We start from the raw sequence: 22,457 nt of genomic DNA, 5'->3' as shown, positions 1-22,457 counted from the left end.
AAGCCCGGCCTTTTTCCCAAAAATGCGCGCGATCACAATCCTTTCTCTGTTCATTTTTGCGAGTTCATGTACCCCGAGTGCCTCTGCCCAGAAGTCTCTGGTCATTGAGGACTTTGGGAGCTATGAAATAGATGGTCTTCCCAGTTTATGGAGAATACCGGACAAACGGTCAAGAACGATGCGAGTCCTTCCACCGGATCATGCCAAACCCAATGATTACGTGAAGGTGGTTATGGGAGAGGGAGGGCAGGTTCTGCGGGCATATACACAAGGGGAGTCTGTGCAGATCGCTTTGCCAAAAGGGGATGGGCTTGAATGGGATGTGGACCAATTTCCCCGGTTGCGTTGGCGCTGGCGGGCGGATCAGTTGCCAGAAGGGGCAAGAGAAGACCGGAGAAGCCTGAACGACACCGGAGCGGCCCTGTATATTGCGTTTGAGTGTAATGACTGGCTTGGGCGACCCTGTACGATCAAGTACACCTACAGCAGTACACTGCCCAAGGGGGCATTAGCTCGTTATGGGAAGCTTCAGGCATTGGTTGTTTCCTCAGCTCTTGAGATCAACGAGGGGTGGATTGAGATTGAACGGAATGTCGTCGAGGATTATGAGATGTTCTTTGGCAGACAACCTCCACAATTCCCGCTTTATATCATGTTATGGAATGACAGTGACAATACAGGAGGAGTGGCCGATGTATACTTTGACGACATCGTAGCACTTTCTGGAGAATGACGTTCCTCTTTGCCCGGTTACGTGGATGGATCCGCACTGTGGTACGGTATCCTGGCCCCGTGCTGGTGACGGCTCTCTTGATTTCCATTGGCAGTGTAATGCTCGCAGGGCGGTTGACGATCGACCCGGATTTTGCCAACCTGATTCCCGAGTCTTATCCCAGTGTTGCGTCTCTTGAGAAAATCCGGGATACGATAGGTGCAGGGGAAGTTTCGGTGGATCTGGCAATTGAAAGCCCTTCATTTACCGACAATCTGGCATTTGCACAAGCTCTGGTTCCCCAAGTGATGGCATTGCGGGATTCGATAACAGACGAGCCACTGTTTTTGAGGGAGGAGCTAAGGAGGGATACAGAATTTATGGCGGATAACGGGTTGTATTTCGCGACGGATGAGGAATTAAGCACACTGACAACCTGGCTGGAGGATCAGATCGTAGAGGCCAAGCTCGCGGCGAATCCGTTCTTTTTCAGCCTAGATGACGAGGAAGAGGAGGAGGACACGGAGGTTGAGTCTTTGGAAGAGATCTTCGATCAGATTGTAGGGCCAGAGTATCGGGTGAGCGCAGACAGCACGATTCTGGTCGTTCGCTTCTTTGTTCCAGGCTCCTCCTCCAATGTGGATTACATAGAAGCCGTTTATGGTCGTCTTCGCAGTGTAATCCAGCAGGTGGGGCCTTCCACCTATCACACAGAGATGCGGACGTATCTCGCCGGCCGATTATGGAGACAACGTATAGAAGTGCGTGCCATTACGGACGATGTCGTCGGTTCTTTTGGCGCGGGTGCTCTCGCAGTACTTTTGGTACTGATGGCTTACTTCTTTGTCAAGGCAATACAGTTGCGCGGAAGGAAGGCGGTCTGGTCCGAGCTCGCACGTGCACCGGTGACGGCTCTATTGATTGGAATCCCTCTTCTGATGAGTTTAGCCTGGACCGCGGCGATAGGGTTTTTGGCTTATGAGACCCTGAATCTGTTCAGTTCAACGCTTGGACTGGTTCTTTTTGGGTTGGGCATTGACTACGGAATCCATTTTTATGCACGCTATATAGAGGAAAGGGGGGCGGGTCACAGCGTGGAGGTTGCCGCAGAGAACACGTTCATGAGCACCGGGCAGGCGATTGCGGTGGGGGCATTTACCACGGCTGCTGCAATGTACGTGTTGGTCGCGGCGGACTTTAAAGGGTTCAGCGAATTTGGATTCTTGGCGGGGACCGGAGTGTTGGTTGCATTGATTTCCACCCTCCATGTACTGCCAGCACTGTTGGTACTGTGTGAGCGCTGGAGGATATTACATTTTGAGCGGAGTCGACCGATAAAAACGGTCGTACGTGGACCTCTGGTTGGAGCTCGTGGACTCTTGGCGGGATGTGCTCTCGTTACGGTCATTGCCTTGTTTATGGCGCCGAGGGTTGAGTTCGAATATCGGTTTTCCGTTTTGGAGCCGGAATATGAGGATTGGATCGCAGTCAACTCGAAAGTTGCGGCCGCATACAGCGATTTTAATCGCAGGAACCCCGCATACATTGTTGTGGATCATCCAGCGGAGGCACCTGCGGTTGCAGAAGCGCTACGGAGGAGAATAGAGAGGGATACCGTTCTGCATGTAATTGATACAGACAGTTTTCGAACCACTATCCGGGGCGTGGAAACGCTTCAGGACCGGTTTCCACTGGAGCCGGAGAAACAAACGGCAAGGATCGCACAGATTGCCTACATCCGGGATTCACTGCTAACGGATCCGGTTCTGGCAGGAGATGCCGACCTGGAACGCATTCGAAGGGCTGCGCAGACACGGACACCGCTTGCGGTGGAGGATGTACCGGAGCTGTTGAGTCAGCGCTTCATGTCCAAGACGGGGGAGCTAGGGGGTTATATCACGATCCTGCCGGGAGTGGGGCTCTCAGATGGACGCAAGTCCATGGCTTTTGCTGAAGATGTAGCAAACGTCACGACCGCGGACGGGAAAACGTACCACGCAGGATCTCCATCAATTGTTGCCGCCGATGTTCTGCGTCTGATGCGGCAGGAAAGCCCGTACATGATATTGGCGACGCTGATTATTGTGACGCTATTGATGTGGGTCAATTTTGGTCGGTTTCGGTGGGCGCTTTTGGCAATGTTGCCGCTGGTTGTTGGCGTGATCTGGATGATTTTGTTTATGCAGCTGTTTGGTATGCGCCTCAATTTCTACAATCTGTTCGTGATCCCGGCAATTATTGGGATTGGCAACGATGCGGGAGCTCATTTAGTCCATCGTTATCGAGAGGAAGGGGCGGGGACGCTTTGGCGCATCCTGCGCTCAACGGGGGAGCATGTTACGATGGGAGCAGTGACGACGATGGTGGGATTTGGGGGGCTACTCTTGAGTTTTCATCCGGGTCTGAACACGATCGGATCCCTTGCGATCACGGGGATTGGGTCGACACTGTTAGCTGCACTACTGTTTTTACCGGCGCTGATCCAGGTGCAGGAAGATCATAGACCATCCAGCTAACCTCTGAACCTGCAAGGGTCCTAGATCCGTGCGGTAAACCGCATCGTCAGAGTTATTTTGCCTACCTGAGTACTGACATCTAAATCGCCCACTCAGTGAGATCCAAATACAACCACCGGGAGCTTGAACGCAATCTCTTCTGTAGCTATGTCCATCGCCTCCACACAAGAGCTGAACATCTCAAGCCTCAATCCTCAGATATCGATTAGGACTGACTTAATTTGACGAGAAGTGGGGCATAAGAACCGCTAAAATCCTAAGCAATACGTAGGACAGTCTATCTAACGCAAGAGAACGAAATTTCATGCTGGATTCAATACGGTTAAATTTATAGGCTCAAATTCGGAACACGCGTTATTGCTTTTGTCGGGAGGCAATACATTTCACAGTATATCGTAGGTGTAGACTACCAGAGAAGGATTTTCATCTCCACTCGGAAGATTCACGTAGTAGATGTGGGATTCGTCTATGAAAGAGACGTTGCCGGGGCTTGAAATGACAGTTCCAATTTTAAACCCCGAGCTATGCCAGACTTCAAGATCTACTCGAAGCTCTCTCTCCCCGTTGTCATAATCAGGGGTCATGATTTCTTGGAATATTAGATCCCTTTCCTTGACGGCGTGTATTCCTGCAATTCGTGAGATAGAATAAAAATGACGCAGGCGCTCGGTGAGGACTTCAGGGTTAGGGGGAGAATCACGTTTCTCTAATTGATTCAATAATCCTTCATCTGGAGCAATGTAATATGAGGGTTCGGAATCAAAAACATCAATTAGATCTCCCTTTGAGTCTGTTTTCCATATCCTGTGATCGGATATGTACGAGTAGTAGATATTATCTTCTGTGTCAACAGCAATACCACCGCCTGGAGAAAGGCTGTTTTGGACCTTCGCCGAAATGGGCATTTCGCCTGAACTGGAGATCATTTTGCCATTTTGATCATAGATCACCAGCGCTGGCTTTAAACCATTATACCACGCCTCGCGAAGCATCACAAAGTGGTCTTGGTTATTCAGGATTGCTCTACTAGAACGATCAGCAGCAATACTATAACTGCGGACGAAAGAAAAGTCTGATGAGAATCGGCTAATTCGGCTGATACTGGCGTCAAAAACATGGAAATTCCCCCCACTATCGATGTTGAACGTCTCTATGTCTCTCAACTCGCCTGGACCAGCCCCGTATGCACCAATTGATCCAATAAATACGCCGTCACTATTGAATACGTAAATGGGGGGTCTGGATTCAGCCCAAAAAATATTCCCCCTACTATCAATATGTACGGTATGCGGTAGACTCAGGATAGCCTCATCTGTCATAAAGAGCTCAATCTCACCGACTTCGTTCAGTGTGATCGTGGCTGAATAGGGGGGCACTGAAGCGGAATCGTCGTCATTCGTTGATGTTTCTGTTTGATTATCAGTTCTATCTTTCGCCAGCGTATCTGCTGTATAGGGAGTCACCGAAGCGGAATTGTCATTTGTTGATGTCTCCGTTTGGTAATCGTCGTTATCTCGTATTGATGTGTCTGTTTGATTGCAGCCAGAAATAATCAAAATCACAAGACATCCTATTATCGATGAGTGGATGGAATCTATCAACCATCTGCACGACAACACGATGGGACGTTGCCTCGTGAGTGATAGGGTACCGGAGGCAGCACTTCGACAGGTATTCATGTTTGGACGCATGGTATAGGATTAAGCTGCGAGTAACGAGATGTAGGTGAAATGCGTTTTTGATGAGCGATGTCGTCAAAAAACGTGCCAGATTGTTCTTTTCAGATCGCGAAAGCCGGATTCGGCCGACACAAAGATTGCCGAATCCCGCAGAATTATTGGCAAAAAAGCAGAGGATGTGATAGGATCGGAACTGGTTTGCATATCTGAATATTTTTTCGTAAAATATGTATGACATCTTACATATTCTATGCACTGGCTATGACTCAGTACCTTCAAGGTCTCGCATGCGCGGCCGTTCTCGTTCTCGTGCATCTAATGGCATCCGTTCCCGCGAATGCCCAATCCGGCAAAATTACGGGTGTCGTTACGGATGTGACCGGAGAAGGGATGGTTGGCGTGAATGTGGTGATTACCGGTACAACCAGAGGATCATCCACGGACATAGATGGCCGGTTTTTTATTCTGAATGTAGAGCCGGGCACCTACAACCTGCGTGCATCTTTTATCGGATTCCGAGCCGTGACGCAGTCCGAGGTCATCGTCAACATCAATAAGACGACAACAATTGATTTTATCCTGGAGGAAGCAACAGCCGAAGGAGAGGAACTACTCGTCATTGCTGAGCGTCCGGATGTTGAAGTTGATCAGACAGCCACCTTGGAAATCATCCGTCCAGAAGAGGTGGAGCAGATTGCCGGCATTACTGACCTGTCTGATGTGCTGGGACTTCAGGCAGAGGTGAATGACGGGCATTTCAGAGGGGGACGATCTAACGAAGAACTCTACGTGCTGGCTGGGATGGGGATTGTTAATCCCCTGAATTCATCGCGTTCATTTACACCCATGCTGAGTGCGGTGGAAGAGGTAGAGGTCATTACGAGTGGGTTTGCGGCCGAGTATGGCAATGCGATGAGTGGGGTCATCAACATCTCAACCAAGGAAGGTGGAGACTCTTGGAGTAGTCGTGCTGAGGTTCGTACACGTGCACCTAGCTACAAGCACTTCGGGGGAAGTGTGTTTGACCCGGCAAACAATCCCTATATCCGCCTTATGAATAACCTGGAGTGGTGGGAAGCTCCTGATCCTGAAAATGATGATAAACCGAGGTGGCAGGGCGCGATAGGTCGTGGATTTGGGTCGAGGGTTGATCCTGAGGAAGGAGCGCAGCTTGCATACGATCTGTGGAGGAGGACCCACCGCGATGTTGGATATGAGTACAATAACCGCTGGGATGCACTCATTGATTTTACTCTTGGTGGGCCAATTTCCGAGACCAGCCGCCTGTTCGTAGCAACCCAGATCAACAGGGTATGGCCGATGCTGCCAACGCCGGAAGCTGACAGGCAGATGCAGGTGATGGGGAACCTGGTGATGAAGCCCGGGCCAGGCATGAAATTGAAGCTGAATGCAATGTACGGTAACACCTACCAGCAGGAATTCAGCTATTCTTCGGGCGGTTTCTACAGATGGGTCTATGATCGTGTGATTGGCGCGAACAAAATCCTGGACCGGAGTGCGGGGGTAGGACTTGTCTACTCCCATGTCCTGAGTGATCGCACCTACTATGAGCTTACTGTGAATGGTATGCGAACAAAGCTCACCGAAGGGGTGGATGTTATTGATCCAGAGCGTTTTCGGGATGACATCTCGGACGGTTCCGTCTGGGAACGACTTTACTGGGAGGATGGGTTCCGAACCGGGGTGATGGATGATGACTTTTTCGATGAGGAATCCTGGACCTATTCAGCGGTCGGGTTTCTGACCAGCCAGGTCTCCAATAATCACGAAATCAAAGTGGGGATTCAGGGCAACCTGTACGATATTGATGTCGAGAATCGACTGAATCATTCCTCCCGGTCCAGTGCCGTACAGGAATTCTATCAAGCGAGACCCTACGAAGGGGCCGTGTACATTCAGGACAAGATGGAATTCAAGGGGATGATCACAAATGTAGGATTGCGTCTGGATTTCTATGATCAGAATGTGCAGTACTACACCGATACGTTTTCCCCATTCAGGGATCCGTCAAATCCAGCACTGATCAATGAGAGAGATGCTGCAACCGAGGATACTCCCATCGTAGCACGGTTACAACCCAGACTTGGGTTTTCATTCCCAATTAATGAACGCGCGGTATTCCACCTCAACTACGGCAGCTATCTCAAGCGCCCCGGTCTGGAAAGCCTGATTGGCAGCAGAACGACGCTCTTCAACGAAAACTTGGGGACTGTGGAGCCAAGGCGCCTTGGGAATCCCCTCTTGAAGCCGGAAGAAACCAAAAGCTACGATGTAGGCTTGGTGCTGGGCATCGCAAGCGGGTTCACGCTTGATGTGAGCGGATACTATAAAGACGTGAAAAACTTGATCCAGCGCGTGGTCTACATTGATTCAAACGATAATCTGTATGAGTCGCTCGGGAATCGGGATTACGCAAATATTCGCGGCTTCAGTCTGCGTCTGAATAAGCGTAGAGGGTTTATTTCCGGATCAGCCAGGTATCATTTCTCGGTGGCTACTGGGAAAAATTCAACGCCCACCGGACGCAGCCCCATCATTGATGAGACCAACGAGCAAACCCAAGCCCCGAGCCCGCGAGACATCCTGCTCAATTTTGACCGGCGGCATGCGCTTGTATTGATTGCCGGAGTCAATCTGCCACAGAACTGGGGCCCCAGAATTGCCGGTGGCTATCCACTGGGTCGTCTCAGAATCAACTTTTTGCATGATTCCAGGAGTGGCAGGCCCTATACGCCCAGTGAATTACTGGGGGACAATTTTGCAAAGCTGAACACAGAGCGTACACCCTGGGAGCATAATACAGACCTCAAGGTGACGAAAACCGTCGGTGCAGGCTTTACCGAGCTAGATGTTTTCGTTGAGTTCTTCAACCTCTTCAATGCGCGTGTATTCGACTACAACAGAGTTTTCTTGGATGCCGAAACGTTACGTCGCTACGAGAATGGAGAGGATATTGAGTTCGCCCTGCCGGATAGCAACAACCCCGATCTTGCTGCCACGCAGACGTTCCGTATCTACGACAACGCACCTCGCTCAATTCGATTGGGTGTGGTCTTCAACATGTAACCTTAACACTGCTGCAATCCTATGGACCGCATTCTGATATTTATTCTCGTGGCAACGGCAGCGACACTGTCGGTTGCAGAGGCGCAAGTCTTGCGGGATAAGCGTGTGCATCGTCGAGGTATGCTGCACGAGACCGTCTATAATACTGGCGAGATCGGTCGCAAGTGGTTTTATAGAGACCATGATATTACGCTGGATCCACTCATGGAATGGCCTGGGAATTCTGCCACAACCATTGATGGACTTCAGTACAGTGGCCAGCACAATATTATCGGAGGCGGGATTTCAATTGCAGCTTCGTACAGCGGAACGAACATATTCAACCTTGACGAACGCATGTTTTCGTTTGGTGGATCGTCCGGGCAGCATGTGCCAATCACCGTGGCAGGGGTGTATTCGTTCCCGATCTCCATTGAGCGTATGGAGAATTATCCTTTGTTGGAAGACGGAAGCTTGAATCCGGCTTACGATCCCAATGAAGCAGAGGAAATTATTGTCGCTCAATGGGGGACCAATACCGGAATCACGGTCACACGAACCTCGCGAGCCTGGAGCTACCCAGACTACGATGACCTGATCATATTCGAGTACACGTTCGAAAACACTGGGGATAAGGATGGGGATGGCAGCCCTGATACTGATGAGACGCTCCATGAGGTGCTCATCGGGTTTCATTACGGAGTTGCTCCCTCGATGCTGGGATTTCAACGGTGGTACGGTACGTGGGAGTATGATTTCATGTACAAGAATGATTTACGCGGCTATTTTGATCGACATCGCTGGTTGAGGTACGTGGTGAACATTGGCAATGGCGTGAACGCCGACTTTGCAGAATCCGGTAAACCGGACCCAAAGTACTTTGCAAGTTTTGCCAGCAGTGGTGAGCAGGGGGGAGGACTGATGTCTCCGCAGGCACCTGGGATCCAGATGTTGTACTATGATCGCAGCCACTTGGCGACAAAGGGAAACACGTTTGCGCTTGACCCGAGGGTTGCCAATGAGCGCATGATCGACAGTGACAGCACGCTCAAACAACCGTTCATGAACAAGGTTGAGAGCGGAAATTCCAGGGAGGACAAGATGATCCCCAAGCTTGTCCCGTACACGCGTTGGAGTGGTACTTATACGCCTTATCGTGAAACGGTCTTCCCGCCCCCGCCAAATACCGAAGACCCGGATTCGTTGAGGTGGATTGGACGGGGCGCCTTCAACTTCAGGCAATCTTACAAGGCAGTCGGCCACCACATTGTGTTTGGGCCATACATTCTTCCTGTAGGAGCTAAGATTGAATTTTCGTCGGCGGAAGTAGTTGGATACGGTGCCGCCAGTGGACCAGGGGAATGGGATGAAGGGGGAGGACTCGGAGAGGTGATTGACGAGCAGCTTCCGTGGCATGAGGTTCCTCACTTTGCGGATCAGGTCATGGACCCGTCATCTGGGCGGGTACTTGTAGAGAATTACATTGCGGAATATGGCTACCCGGACTACGTAAACTCAGACGTTCGAACCGTGAAGGATGTGGCGGATATGGCCTACAATGCATATACAGGCAGGCCACCAGTGCTGCCGCTCTGGCCGGAGGATAATCCACGAGACGGGGTCTACCAAGTGCCCGCGCCACCACCGGCCCCGATCGTGATGGTTACCAATAACGACCGGGCTCACTCGGTTCTCCGCTGGGGTCGTGCACAGGAATCCTTTGCGCATCCAAGGTTGACCGGCCCAGTCGTGACCTATCGGGTCCAAAAATCACAGGCAGCGATCGGTCCCTGGCAAACCTTGGCAGAGATCCCGGTCGGCAGTTCGAGTCATCTGACGGAAGCAGACTTGTATGAATTCATTGACGCAGAAACGACCGTTGGCGAGTCGCAGTGGTATGCCGTTACCTCCATAGATGCCCAGGGCAATGAAAGCGGCAAGACCAACCTTATGGAGGTCGTCTCTAGGCTTGGAGCGGCCGAAACGCTGGGCGAAGTACATGCTGTGCCCAATCCCTTCCACCTCAATAGTGGTTTTGCAACGGGAGGAGGCGAGAATTCAGCACAGCAAATTGGTTTCTATGGATTGCCAAGTCAAGCCACTATCGAGATTTATTCTTACAGTGGGCAACTGATTGACACGATTGAGCACGATGCGGCACAGTACTCCACACCTTGGTTTCAGGTAACCCGCAACGATCAGGAGATCGCTTCCGGGGTCTACTTCTTTGTGGTACGCACACCGGAGGGGGAAACATATCGCGGCAAATTTGTGGTGATCAAATGAGAAAAGTATCCAGCATAATTCTAATCGCCTTTTTGCTTGCCGGCGGAGTCCGTGTGTCGCCTGTTTGGGCCCAGAAGGTGGGGACATCCTCCATGCAATTTTTGAGTGTGGCTCCCGATGCCCGTTCTGTCGGGATTGGCACGGCCTATATCGCGATGGCTGAGGGCGCGCGCGCATTGTATTGGAATCCGGCTGGGCTGACACGCACTGTGGGGCACAGCCTGGTGATTGACCGGGTTGACTGGTTTTTGGATGCGGCGCACTACGGAGCCGCCTATGGTATATCGCTTGGATCCTGGGGATATGCAGGGGCACATTTCTACATGGCAGACATGGGGGATTTTCAGGAGACGAGAGTAGATCATCTCGGATTTGTCGATCAAGGAGGGACGCAGGTCTACAACCCGGGTCTGACTGGCACGACCTTTTCGCTGCGAAGCTGGGTGCTTGGTCTCTCCTATGCCAGAGCATTCACGGACAGGTTTTCTGCCGGTTTGACGGTCAAGATGGCACGCGAAAGCCTCTGGCTTTCCGAAGCAGATGCCTTCCTGTTTGACTTTGGAATGACATATGCGACGGGGTTTCGGTCTCTTCGACTGGGAGCATCGGTTATGAATTTTGGCGCACCGGTATCCTTTGGTGAGGATTCCTATCCAGTTCCGTTGCGGTTTCGGATTGGTGGCGCAGTAGATGTAATTGGCAGCACCGGTCTCATTTCATTCCGGGAGGACAGTCGCCTGACTGCCTCTTTTGACCTCATTCAGCCCAATGATTATGACCAGCAGTGGGCGACAGGACTGGAATACGCGTTTTTGCAGCGGATCTTTGTGCGGGGTGGATATCAGCACAACTACGATATTGCATCTTACAGTTTCGGACTCGGCATCCGCCAGCCACTGGGCTCTCTTGGAGTTGGATTCGATTACAGCTACAGCAGCATGAGTGATGCCTTCGGAGCCGTGCACCGGCTTGGATTCTCCCTTTCGATAGACTAACCCTCAATAGATGTTTCGACGACTTCCGCTACTGCTGCTGCTTGTGGCACCAATGTCCTACGGGCAGGGGGTGATGCAACCACTTTCCATTCAGGGGTTGGAGCGCCAGGAGTTGATGACGGCCCGTGCCCGGGGAATGGGCAGTGCGGTCACTGCCCTTTCGGGATCCATAGAATCTGCGATTCTGAATCCGGCGGGGCTCGCGAGTCTTTCACGCCCGGCATTTTCTACAAGTGGTGCCTGGTTTCGGCAGGACTGGGCGGAAACGCAGCACTGGAACCCGAACCGGTACTATGCGGGGATGTCATTGTATTTTGCGGATCCAGAAGACTATCGAAGTGAACCGCTTTCAGAACCGGACTGGACCTACAATCAGAGTTCCTTTCGACTGGCGACCATGGCGGGGGCGGTTCCACTGGAAGTGGGAGATCAAACATTGACGCTAGGGATTGTATTTCATCAGATTGCGCGGTTGAGCGACTATGACCGAAATGACAACGTACTGGACCCCTACATCGGTCAGTTCCGTCCAGATCCTGTTGAGCGGCCTAAGCCGGGGGAGGAGATCCCTGTCCAATGGTCTGCTTTCGAAAGGGAACGCACTGGGCACCTGCAGGCGGTCTCCTCATCAGTTGGGTTCGAGTTGCATGAGAGCTTTCATGTTGGTTTGCGTGTTTCCCGGATCTGGGGGAGCTCAACGGACCGTCAAAATACCCGCAATGTAGGGCTGTTTCTGTTGAGGGAAGATGCGCATGACTACAGTTATGAGACTGCTACAGGATCTCTCGCGTGGGATGGAACCTCTGAGTATAGTGGCTGGAGAGGAGTGTTTGGAATGCAGTGGCAGTACGATATGATTACCGTAGGGGTCACGTACCAGTTTGCGAGCAACTTGCGTCAAAAGTTCACCAACATGGGGCGAGAACAGACGCAGGAAAGCGGAGCACGCAATCACACGCAGGTGGGAGAGCATCAGGTTGAGATCCCGGCCCGCATTGGGACAGGCGTTGTTCTGCGTCCCATCCCTTCGATTGTATTGGCTGCAGACTACTTCTGGCAGAACTTCTCGGATTTGAAAGTTCTCGGCAGTGCAATGGGTTCCGGCCCGGATTGGGGGATGGTTCAGGGCATCGGACTGGGTGCAGAATGGAACCTGCACGGTGCTACATTCCTGCGTGCCGGGTTTCGGCGCGATCCCCAGCCGTTCCGGATCGAAGGGTTTGGCTTGGTTGGGCAGACTGCTACCGGAGATGCATTCAGTATTGGGCTCGGAACGGGCATTTCGATTCTTACACTGGACCTCGCGTATGAATTCCAGAACCTGCACTATCAGGATAGATGGGAATCCAATGTTGATTACAACCGGGTACGTAAACACAGCGTGCTCGTGGGTGTAACCTATGCCTTATAGGGAAGAGAAATCGGCATCTATAGATATGATGCCGAGTGCAGCCAACAGACACGAGGATTGTTCATGATATCGCTTCCCGGCCGGTTTGGTGCTGCTGCCTGGTATCGGTTGCTGTTGCTTGGTCTATTGATCCCGGCGGCGCAAGTCGCCGCTCAACATCCCAAGTACGACACGTATACGGGTTTTGAAACAGATACCACGCCAGTATTGCCCGCTGTGGAGCAGCACCCGTCTCTGTACTTTACTGCCGACTTCATCCCGGAGCTTCGTTCGCGCAAGAATGACGAGAGTTCAAGCTACTATGCCCTTTGGCAGCGTTTCGGGGCGGATGCTCGCAGGTACAGGGAAAGGGATCCATCTACTCTGGATGAAAATGACAGGCCCCTGGCTGCAAAGACCTTGGCCTTTTGGTGGTTGATTGAAGAGGATTCCACCGCGCTTCAAACCGCGATTGAGGCGTTGCTGGTAGCCTATGACGGCGTACCGCAGACCGGAGAAAAGCCATATGATGAGATTTATCGTGCAACCTGGCTGCAGAATTATGCGGCTGCTTACGACTGGGTTTTCGATCAACTGACTTCGGATCAGAACGACGAGATTCGCCGTCGCATCGCAGAAGAGACGCAGTACTTGCGCGACAATATTATGGTTGGTGATCGGCTTGCCCCTCGCCCGCACAACCATCGATCCAAGCCGGCTTGGGCAATCGGTACGGCTGCACTAGTGCTTTCAGACCATGATCAGGCCTCGGACTGGCTCTCGCATGCTCTGGAGGCAGCAAATACCGTGACAAGATATCAGTTTAGCGCAGATGGAATCTACCGCGAAGGCGGACACTACTGGATGTACAATGCCGTGAATTTTATCCCCTTTCTGTGGCACTATCTGAACGTGTCAGGGGTGGATCTATTTGATGCATATCAGCCGGCATTCGAGTGGCCGGTCAGAGTGCGCACGGGGCGTGGACAGATCCCGAATATAGAAGACTCTTATCTCAAACCGGCCCCTACGCATATGGTGGCGGCTGCATACAGAGGCAAACCAACGGAATTGAATCCCAGTGTAGACTTTGCCGCGATCTGTCAGTGGAATTTTGCGAACACCCGCTTGATTGAGCATAATTACACGGGCGCCACCGTAGATGTAACGTGGGAAATTGACGAGTATATATTGTTCGACGACTCTATTGAAGCCGCTGCTCCATCCGTATCCCCAAATCAATTCCTCGAAGGGGGACAGGTCGTTTTTCGCAGGAGCTGGGAACCCGCATCGGATGACCGATACCTGCTTTTCCACGGTGTTGCCGAGGCGGACAACCATAATCATCCAGACCAATTATCTTTTTTCCTGGGAGGGAACGATGCCATTTTGGCCCCGGATGCGGGCTATGGCCCTGCCGGATTCTCTGATGATCGGCGTGGATCCTGGTATCTCACTGCTAAGGCGCATAATATTGTGACGGCTGATGGATATCAGCCTGTGACGGATAACCTGCTTAGGACACCGTATACATATAACGTCACTCCTCTAGCCCGCCACGAGATCGATTCCAAATTCTTTGGGTTTGCAGAAAAGGAAACAGGCTATCTCCGTCCAGATGATGTGCGTTTACGCCGGGCGATTGCTTTTATTGATCAAGACTTTTTTGTTGTCTCGGATCTGCTCTACGGCTCGCAGGAACATACCTACAGGACTTATTTGCATGGGCGTGGGGCGTTCAATCAGGAGGGAAACTTTATATCATGGTCTCCTTTCGCAAACCGCTATGGAGCTGCCGCGAGGCTGGATGCATTTATTCTACCTGAATCGGCTGATCTAAGCGCGGAAATTGGGTACGTTAGCCTTTTCAAAGATGAGCGGCGTGAACGCTACATTGAAGCAGCGCAGGTCGGCCAGGAAGCGGCATTCATTCAGCTACTTCTGCCGGCCTCTCCAGAGGCCCCGGTTCCAGAAGTTGAAGACTTAAGCACAGAGGACTATGTAGCCGCTATGCTCAGTCGATCGGATACGTTGGACTATGTTTTTCTGCAGCAACGATCAGAGCCTCGCGAACTGGATATGTTCACGACAGACGCGACGTTCGCATGGCTGCGAAGCACTGATTCAGGGTGGCAGAATGTAGCTGTTCGAGAAGCGAATTCATTCAAGGGTACTGAGGTAGAGATATATTCGGATTCAAAGGTAACGCTTGCACTGGATGCCAGCGTAAGCGGGATCCTTGATATTGCTATGCCTTCGGTGCATCCATCAGCGCAGATTGAAGTCGTCATGATGGATGCGGCATCGGTCCAGGAGGTACGTGTGAATGAGCAGACAAGCCCATTCACACTTCAGGGAGATCGTCTATTGATTGGTTTAAAAAGAACGAGCGTTGAACCGATCCCCGATCCCATCTTTCCATATCTATTGCAAGCCTATCCAAATCCATTCAGTCACGATATAACTCTGGAGGTACCAGTACGACACCACGGTCCTTTTAGTGTGGAGGTGTACAACCTCTTGGGTCAGCGGATACGAGAGCTTGAAGGAGAAAGCTTAGTTGGCGAGAAAACGGTCCGCATCGTGTGGGATGGGTATACGATGTTTGGTTCGCCCGCTCCCGCTGCCGTATATCTTGTCCGTCTGACGGATGCGAGCGGTGTACTTCAGTTTGGTCGGGTTGTGCGCATCAGGTAACCAGGGTTTGGTAGAGTCCAGATTATAGATCAGGAGCATACGGGGTGCAGTGCGCTTAAGGACGCTATGAGTTACAGATTGAATCCATCGGTCAGAGAATGATCCACTTTGGGCCCGGAGTCCCCTTTGTTATTGAAGGGCGAATGCGTGGTCGTCTCTTTAGTGAGGGAGAATGACACAAAAGTTTGCAATTGCTGAAACTATTTATTAACTTGTATTACATCATACGTGTAATGCATATTGCACACACCTTTAATTAGAACGGATTTACACATGCGTACAATTACTACCTGTTTTGGGCTCATGATTGCCTTGGTATTTTTGGTAGCCAAGCCTGCTTTTTCCCAGACGAAAATTGAAGTAGAAGCTGGCCAGAACACATTACTTGATGCGGTGGCGGCCGCTGCGCCGGGAGACACGCTCGTCTTAACAACGGACGGAGGCCAGTATCTAAACGACGATGAACTTAAACCAGACAGTTCGCTCTCGCTCACGATCATGGCGGCCCCGGGGCTTACGAACCGCCCGGTGCTGATAAATAACGGAGAAGACAGCACGAAGGATATCATTCGTCTCTATGGCGATATGACCCTGATCGGTCTTGAATTTGACGGGCTGGCACACCAGGGACTGACGACCAAGTACGCGATCCGTACCGGTAGCGGCTCCGGCGATGCGGGAGAGAATGTAAAGAAGAACTACGTGCTGAAAATTTTCGACTGCTACTTTCATGATATTGTTCATGGAAGTGACGGGAATGCATTCCGAGCCTATGGTCAGACCATGGCGGATTCAATCATAATCCGAAACACGCTGGTCTTTAATACCGGCAAGGAAGGAATCCGGGCGCGTGATGAAGACAGTGATCGTCCAGGCTTCGGGTTTTTTAATGTGAAGTATTTCGAGGTCTCCAATTCTACTTTCTGGAATATTAAGAACGATGCAATCAGCGTGTACGGTGGAGATCAAGATCCAAATACACCCGGCCCGGAAGTTGTCATTGATCGAGTGACCATGCACAATGTGGGTCATTATTTTCTAAATCTCAAATATGCGGAGAACTCAACGGTGACCAACACCATTATGGTGGATAACTATGACATTGTAAATGGGACTGGAAAGACGCTGGGTGCACCCTGGTTGGAGACCGGGGCTACTTTGGCATATAGTGACACGCTCAATGTCAGTGATGATGGAGCCTGGACAGGAGGAGGGGCACCGACCATTATGAACCTGTATGCTGTGGATCCAATGTTTGCCGATGCAGCAAATGGTGACTTTACGCTCATGGAAGGGAGCCCGTTGATCGGAAAGGGCACGGACGGTTCATCTCCAGGTGATTCCAGATGGGCCCCGAAGACGGCTGCCGTTCACAAGATTTCGGCGGGACAAAACACGCTCGCAGATGCTGTTGATGCAGCAGAAGCAGGTGATATTATCGAACTGGTCGATTCAGGAGGTGAGTATCTCAACGACGACCGTATAGATATTACAATTCCACTTACAATCCGGGCAGCTGCTGGATTGGATGAGAGGCCGGTCATCAAGAACAATGAAGTGGATGAGAGCACGCGGGTTGTCTTTGAAGTCCTCAATTCCCTTCACCTTGACGGTATTGAAATTGATGGACAGGCCGGGACGGATTTCAATGCCAAGTACTTGCTCCGCGTTCGTGGTGCGGTCGATTCTTCAACCGTAGTCAAAGTCACCAACAGTTTCCTCCACGATGTGGTCGCTGGCAGCGACGGGAATTTTTTACGGCAGTATCCTGGGACATTTGCTGATTCGATGATCTTCCGCAATTCGATTTTGAGTGGCAGCGGTAAAGAAGGGATTCGGACCAAGGATGAAGAAACGGACTCAGGGCTCTTTAATGTGAAATATTTCGAGGTATCCAATACAACGATGGCCAATACCAGGGCATCGGCGATCTATATCTACAGCGGCGATACCGATCCAGCTACGCCTGAGCCTGAAGTTATTATCGATCATCTTACCTGTCACAATTGCGGGCACAGCAACGGGCGTGCAATTTACCCAAGAGGTGTTCAAACGGCCCGGATCACCAACAGCATTATTGCAAACAGCTTAGTGGATGAAGAGAGATGGAGTGTCAACCTCACGGGCACATCAAGCATATCGCACAGCAACCTCTTCATGGTTTCGAAGATCCAGTTGGGTGGCAGTTCTACGCAAGAGGCGATTTCTGAAATTGATCCTCAATTTGCTAATCCAGATATGCTGGATTTCACACTCCCTGCGGATTCTCCACTTCTTACAATGGGGACTGATGGAATGGGAATAGGGGACATGCGGTGGATAACGTCAGGCGTGGCCGTAGAAGAAGACACTCCGATCCCAAGCGAAACCGATATCGTACTGGATCAGAATTATCCCAATCCGTTCAATATTGAAACCACGATCCCGTACCACCTAGGTCGTGATGGCCATGTTACGCTGGAGGTATTTGATCTGTTAGGCAGAAGCGTTGCCCGCCTCAAGGACGGATATGATTCTGCAGGTTCCTACTCCGTTTCCCTTTCGATGCAACAACAGGGAGCGGGCACCTATTTCTACAGACTTACTGTAGATGGTGAGAGCACATGGCGTAAACTGGTGGTGGTCAAGTGATCTAGTGTTCCAGATTCTATATCGGAAATACATCGTTAAGTGTGTGTTGTACTTGCTTCTCGCTCCATCTGTGGCTCAAGCGCAGATGGAGCGTTTGGCTAGTACCCCACAGGAACTTTCTGACGCGATTGCGTCTTCGGGGCCGGGAGACACCGTCATCATGGCAAATGGTACCTGGACCGATGTCGTCATTGAATTTCATAATGAAGGTGCGGAGAGAGACACCATCACACTCCGGGCCGAAACCCCCGGGCAGGTAATCCTGACTGGCTCTTCCCGCCTGGAGATTGGCGGATCCTACCTCAAGGTCGATGGCTTGTGGTTTGATCAAGGATCATTGCGCAGTGGGCATATTATTGAATTTAGACGTTCGTCTTCGCGCCTGAGTAGCCACAGTCGGCTTACGAATTGTACTATTACCAACTACAATCCCCCAAGCTATCTGACGGAGTACAAGTGGGTTTCGATCTACGGCTCCCATAATCGTGTTGACCATTGTCATTTTGCTGGCAAAACCCATGATGGTGCGACGGTTGTCGTCTGGTTGCGCGATCCGCCCAATGATGATCCGGTGTGGCACCGGATTGATCAGAACTACTTCGGACACCGCCCGGCGCTGCCCAAGAATGGTGGGGAATCTCTTCGAATTGGTACCAGTAGCCGATCCATGCAGGACGCGAATGTGACCGTGGAGCACAACCTATTTGAGGAATGTGACGGAGAGATCGAGATTATCTCGAACAAGAGTGGTAACAATATTTTTCGCCACAATACGTTTCGCAGATCCTCAGGTACACTTACCCTGCGGCACGGGAATGAAGCCAGTGTCTACGGCAACTACTTCTTAGGGGAAGGAAAGTCGAGGTCGGGTGGAGTTCGAATCATTGGAGAGCGGCACAGGGTGTACAACAACTATTTTCAGGATTTGGAAGGCACGGGTTATCGTGCCGCCGTGTCTATCGTCAACGGTGTCCCGAATTCTCCGTTGAACCGATATTTCCAGGTCAAGGATGCAGTGGTAGCCTTCAATACCTTTGTTAATGTGGAAGAGACGTTCGTCCTGGGAGCAGGCAGGAGTTCAGAGCAGTCCCTTTCCCCGGATGGCCTCCAGATTGTAAATAATCTGGTCGTGACCCCGAATGGACCGATCATAGAATATGAGGACACACCGACCAATGTCTCCTACATGTCCAATGTATTTTACGGAGCCGATCTTGGCATTGAGGAGGTTGACGGCATCCTCGTTGCAGACCCTGAACTGCAGGCTGAACAAGATCTATGGGTTCTTTCCAATACAAGTGTCGCGGTAGGGACAGCGACTTCCGTGGATTTTGTGTCCGATGATATTGATGGGCAACAGCGAGACGGGAAACCTGATATTGGAGCAGACGAAGTTAGCTTGGCTCCAATCCTCTACAGGCCCCTTACCTCAAAGGACGTGGGCCCGTCGTATCTCGGTACCGTCTTGAACACCGAACTTCCAGTGCCAGAAGCACGGCATGCAATGATTCAGGGATACCCGAATCCGTTTCGGTCTATGGTTTCAGTCGATTTTACACTCGAGCAACCTAGCCACGTACAGCTGAGTATCTATGATTTGTTAGGGCGTGAGATTGTTACACTGATGGATGGTCCCCGGAGTCTGGGAGACCATTCTGCCCTGTTTGACGGGTCCGGACTTGCACCCGGGGTTTATTTTGTTGTCATTGAGGTAGACGGAAATCCTATGAAGCAAACCTTGGTAAAGCATTGATCGGGCTAGTCACTCTAATATTGGCAGTCGCCGTGTCCGTGGTACCGGATACTACGCAGGTACGCACAGTGGAGGAGTTCCAGGAAGCGGTGCGCCAGGCCCATCCGGGCGATGTGATCGTAATGGCCAACGGTACGTGGCACGACGCAGATCTGATATTTGATGCAGACGGCGCAGAAGGGGATTCCATAACGGTTCGCGCAGAATCACCAGGAGAGGTAATTCTGACGGGACGCTCTCGGCTTCGGATTGGGGGGAAGTATCTGAAAGTAGAGGGATTATGGTTTCATCGAGGAGCGCTGGAGCGGGGGCATGTAATTGCTTTTCGCACGGACAGGATGGCACATCACAGCAGGGTGACGAATTGTGCGGTGACAGAGTATAACCCTGCAAACTGGTTGTTGCAATACAAATGGGTTTCCCTGTACGGTACACACAACCGGGTGGACCACTGCTATTTTGCCGGGAAGACGCACGATGGTGCTACATTTGTCGTATGGCTCGAAGATCCACCGAACGATATCCCCAATTACCACCGGGTAGATCATAACCATTTTGGTCCGCGACCTGAGTTGGGTAAGAATGGCGGCGAAACTATTCGCATTGGCACGAGCAGCCGTTCCATGCAGGACTCGTACACGGTTGTAGAGCACAATCTGTTCGAGCACACCAATGGGGAGCACGAAATTATTTCAAACAAGACGGGGCATAATACCTATCGTCACAACACATTTCTGGAGGCGCAAGGCGCCCTGACGCTTCGTCATGGCAATCATGCGGTAGTCAGAGAAAACTGGTTCCTGGGCAGAGGAGAACCAGGAACCGGCGGGGTGCGGGTTATAGGAGAGGATCATACGGTTGTCCACAACTATTTTTCTGAGTTAAAAGGCGATTCATCACGCGCAACCCTTTCGGTGATGAATGGCATTCCTAACTCACCCTTGAACCGGTACTTTCAGGTGAAGCGGCCCACGATTGCCCGAAACACCTTTGTTGGAACAGAGGTGAGCATTTTTTTCGGGTTGGGAGCCGACGGAGAAAAAACACTTTTGCCGGAAAATGTGTTATTCAGGGACAATGTCCTCCTCACAGACAGCGAAAAGCCGGTCGTGACCGCACATGTGTCTGTGGAGGACGTTATTTGGGAAGGAAATGTGTTTTACGGCACGCAATTGGGGATCCCAGAACCGGAGGGTATTCAGTGGGAGGATCCAGATCTGGTGAGCGGGGCCCATGGTATGCAGCAGCCCTCCCCTACAGGTTCAGCATCAGGGAAAGGTGCCACGCCGACCTACCCCCCTCTTTCCCCATCTGATGTCGGTCCTTCATGGTGGGGACAGCCCTGGTCGCCCAAGATTCTGGAAGATACGGTCCGCACACCGGCGGATTTTTCCTATGCGGGTTATCAGTGGGGAGAAGATTCGCCGCCAGATCTTGAATCAACCCTGAAGGTGACCGATTACGGTGCAACGGGTGATGATATGAACGATGACACCGAAGCCTTCAAAAGGGCGATCCAGGCAGCGGAAACTCAGCAAGGATGGGTGGTCATTGGAATCCCGGAGGGCCGATTTCACTTGTCACAAGTGCTCTTTCTGGAGCGGGACAGTCTGATTTTGCGGGGCAGTGGGGCAGGCAAGACTGTGATCAGTGTGGAGAGGCCCCTTGGGGCGATGGATGTGTCTACTGACTTTGAGGGATCGTACGATTCGCTCACGGTGCAAGGGAGGATACGGTCACCGTACTCGGGTCGGGGTGGGGTAATTTGGGTTCGGCCAAAACCGAAACAGGAAGCAGGATCGGTTTCCTCGATTCTTCAGGGGCACCGGGGGACACATGTGTTGGAGGTATCAGAGCCGGAGAGTCTGACTTTCCCGGGGGATATGAGAATTTGGTGGATCACAGGCAAGCAACAGCGCTTTCAGGACGTCACGATCACGGCACTGGAAGGGAGTATCGTGCACACCAAAGAACCTCTGCTGGTTAATCTTACGCCAAGACTTGAACCACAGGTGAGCATGGTAGAACACGCGATTGAAGTTGGTATAGAGCATCTCAGCTTCGAGTTTGCTGAAGTGCCGTATGGAGGACATCATCTGGAAGACGGATACAACGCGTTGTATTTCGAGGATGTGCGGCACGGGTGGGTACGAAATATAGAGGTCAGCAATGCGGATGCGGCCATCATTCTGGATTCAGCGTCTCAGGTAACTCTTGACGAGGTTTTGGTTCAAGGGCGGGGAGGTCATTATGGGATTCATGCACGGGATTCCAGATACATTTTGATGAAGAATATTCGTGTACACTCAAATGCAGTGCACACGGTTGGCTGCGAGGGCCGTGGTGGGTTCAATGTTGTGACCTCTGGCCTGATCGGCCGTATCTATGATACGGGTTGTATTTATCCCAGTTTGTTTGAGTCTGTCACAATTCAAGCTGATTCAGCCGGCGGACCCCTTTTGGATCTGGATGTACGGTCATCACCAATACTGTGGAACACCAAAGTAGTCTATCCGCAAGCAGAGGCAATACGCCTACCTGTTTATCTGGGGGAGCTGGAGGGTGGAGTGATCGTAGGGCTGTCAAGCAATGTACCAGTGCGAATGCAGATTGGGGCAGGCGGCTATCAGGAAGGCATAAATTGGTTGGGCGAGGTATCGGTCTCTTCCTTGTATCTGCATCAACTCAGACGACGGCTTTCGAAAAAGGCCCCCTGATACGGGCTCGACATA

General features: G+C 51.5%; 11 protein-coding genes. 10 read left to right on the top strand and 1 reads right to left on the bottom strand.

Annotated elements, in window-relative coordinates; all coding sequences use genetic code 11:
* Positions 1-22: 22 nt before the first annotated feature.
* Positions 23-733, top strand: a complete 711-nt coding sequence (locus F4Y64_02720; protein ID MXX96514.1) for a DUF3047 domain-containing protein — start codon at positions 23-25, stop codon at positions 731-733.
* A complete protein-coding gene (locus F4Y64_02715; GenBank protein MXX96513.1) occupies positions 730-3,228 on the top strand; it encodes an MMPL family transporter in 2,499 nt (832 codons plus the stop codon). The genes F4Y64_02720 and F4Y64_02715 overlap by 4 nt, the downstream gene beginning before the upstream one ends.
* Positions 3,229-3,611: 383 nt before the next feature.
* Here the strand turns inward: F4Y64_02715 and F4Y64_02710 are convergent, their stop codons facing one another.
* On the bottom strand, positions 3,612-4,919 hold the full coding sequence (locus F4Y64_02710; protein ID MXX96512.1) for a 6-bladed beta-propeller: 1,308 nt from the start codon (positions 4,917-4,919) through the stop codon (positions 3,612-3,614).
* Between the two features lie 219 nt (positions 4,920-5,138).
* Here F4Y64_02710 and F4Y64_02705 point away from each other — a divergent pair, with 219 nt between their 5' ends.
* The 8 genes from F4Y64_02705 (at position 5,139) to F4Y64_02670 (ending at position 22,442) form a co-directional block, all read left to right on the top strand.
* Positions 5,139-7,994, top strand: a complete 2,856-nt coding sequence (locus F4Y64_02705; protein MXX96511.1) for a TonB-dependent receptor — start codon at positions 5,139-5,141, stop codon at positions 7,992-7,994.
* 21 nt (positions 7,995-8,015) lie between these two features.
* Positions 8,016-10,259 (top strand): T9SS type A sorting domain-containing protein, encoded by a 2,244-nt coding sequence (locus tag F4Y64_02700; protein MXX96510.1) that lies wholly within the window; start codon positions 8,016-8,018, stop codon positions 10,257-10,259.
* Positions 10,256-11,254 (top strand): PorV/PorQ family protein, encoded by a 999-nt coding sequence (locus tag F4Y64_02695; protein ID MXX96509.1) that lies wholly within the window; start codon positions 10,256-10,258, stop codon positions 11,252-11,254. The genes F4Y64_02700 and F4Y64_02695 overlap by 4 nt, the downstream gene beginning before the upstream one ends.
* A gap of 10 nt (positions 11,255-11,264) precedes the next feature.
* Positions 11,265-12,665, top strand: a complete 1,401-nt coding sequence (locus F4Y64_02690) for a hypothetical protein (GenBank protein MXX96508.1) — start codon at positions 11,265-11,267, stop codon at positions 12,663-12,665.
* A 63-nt stretch (positions 12,666-12,728) separates the two neighbouring features.
* The gene (locus tag F4Y64_02685) at positions 12,729-15,341 is read left to right on the top strand and encodes a T9SS type A sorting domain-containing protein (GenBank protein ID MXX96507.1); all 2,613 of its coding nucleotides are present in this window, start codon (positions 12,729-12,731) and stop codon (positions 15,339-15,341) included.
* Between the two features lie 273 nt (positions 15,342-15,614).
* Complete coding sequence (locus F4Y64_02680; GenBank protein ID MXX96506.1) at positions 15,615-17,972, top strand: DUF5123 domain-containing protein; 2,358 nt, start codon at positions 15,615-15,617, stop codon at positions 17,970-17,972.
* Positions 17,932-19,725 (top strand): T9SS type A sorting domain-containing protein, encoded by a 1,794-nt coding sequence (locus F4Y64_02675; protein MXX96505.1) that lies wholly within the window; start codon positions 17,932-17,934, stop codon positions 19,723-19,725. Before F4Y64_02680 ends, F4Y64_02675 begins: the two co-directional genes overlap by 41 nt.
* Positions 19,722-22,442, top strand: coding sequence for a hypothetical protein (locus F4Y64_02670; GenBank protein MXX96504.1), 2,721 nt, complete (start codon positions 19,722-19,724; stop codon positions 22,440-22,442). Before F4Y64_02675 ends, F4Y64_02670 begins: the two co-directional genes overlap by 4 nt.
* Positions 22,443-22,457 lie beyond the last annotated feature (15 nt).

Source organism: Rhodothermaceae bacterium (assembly GCA_009838195.1).
Taxonomy (GTDB): Bacteria; Bacteroidota; Rhodothermia; order Rhodothermales; family Bin80; genus Bin80.
This window is presented reverse-complemented; position numbering and strand designations above follow the sequence as displayed.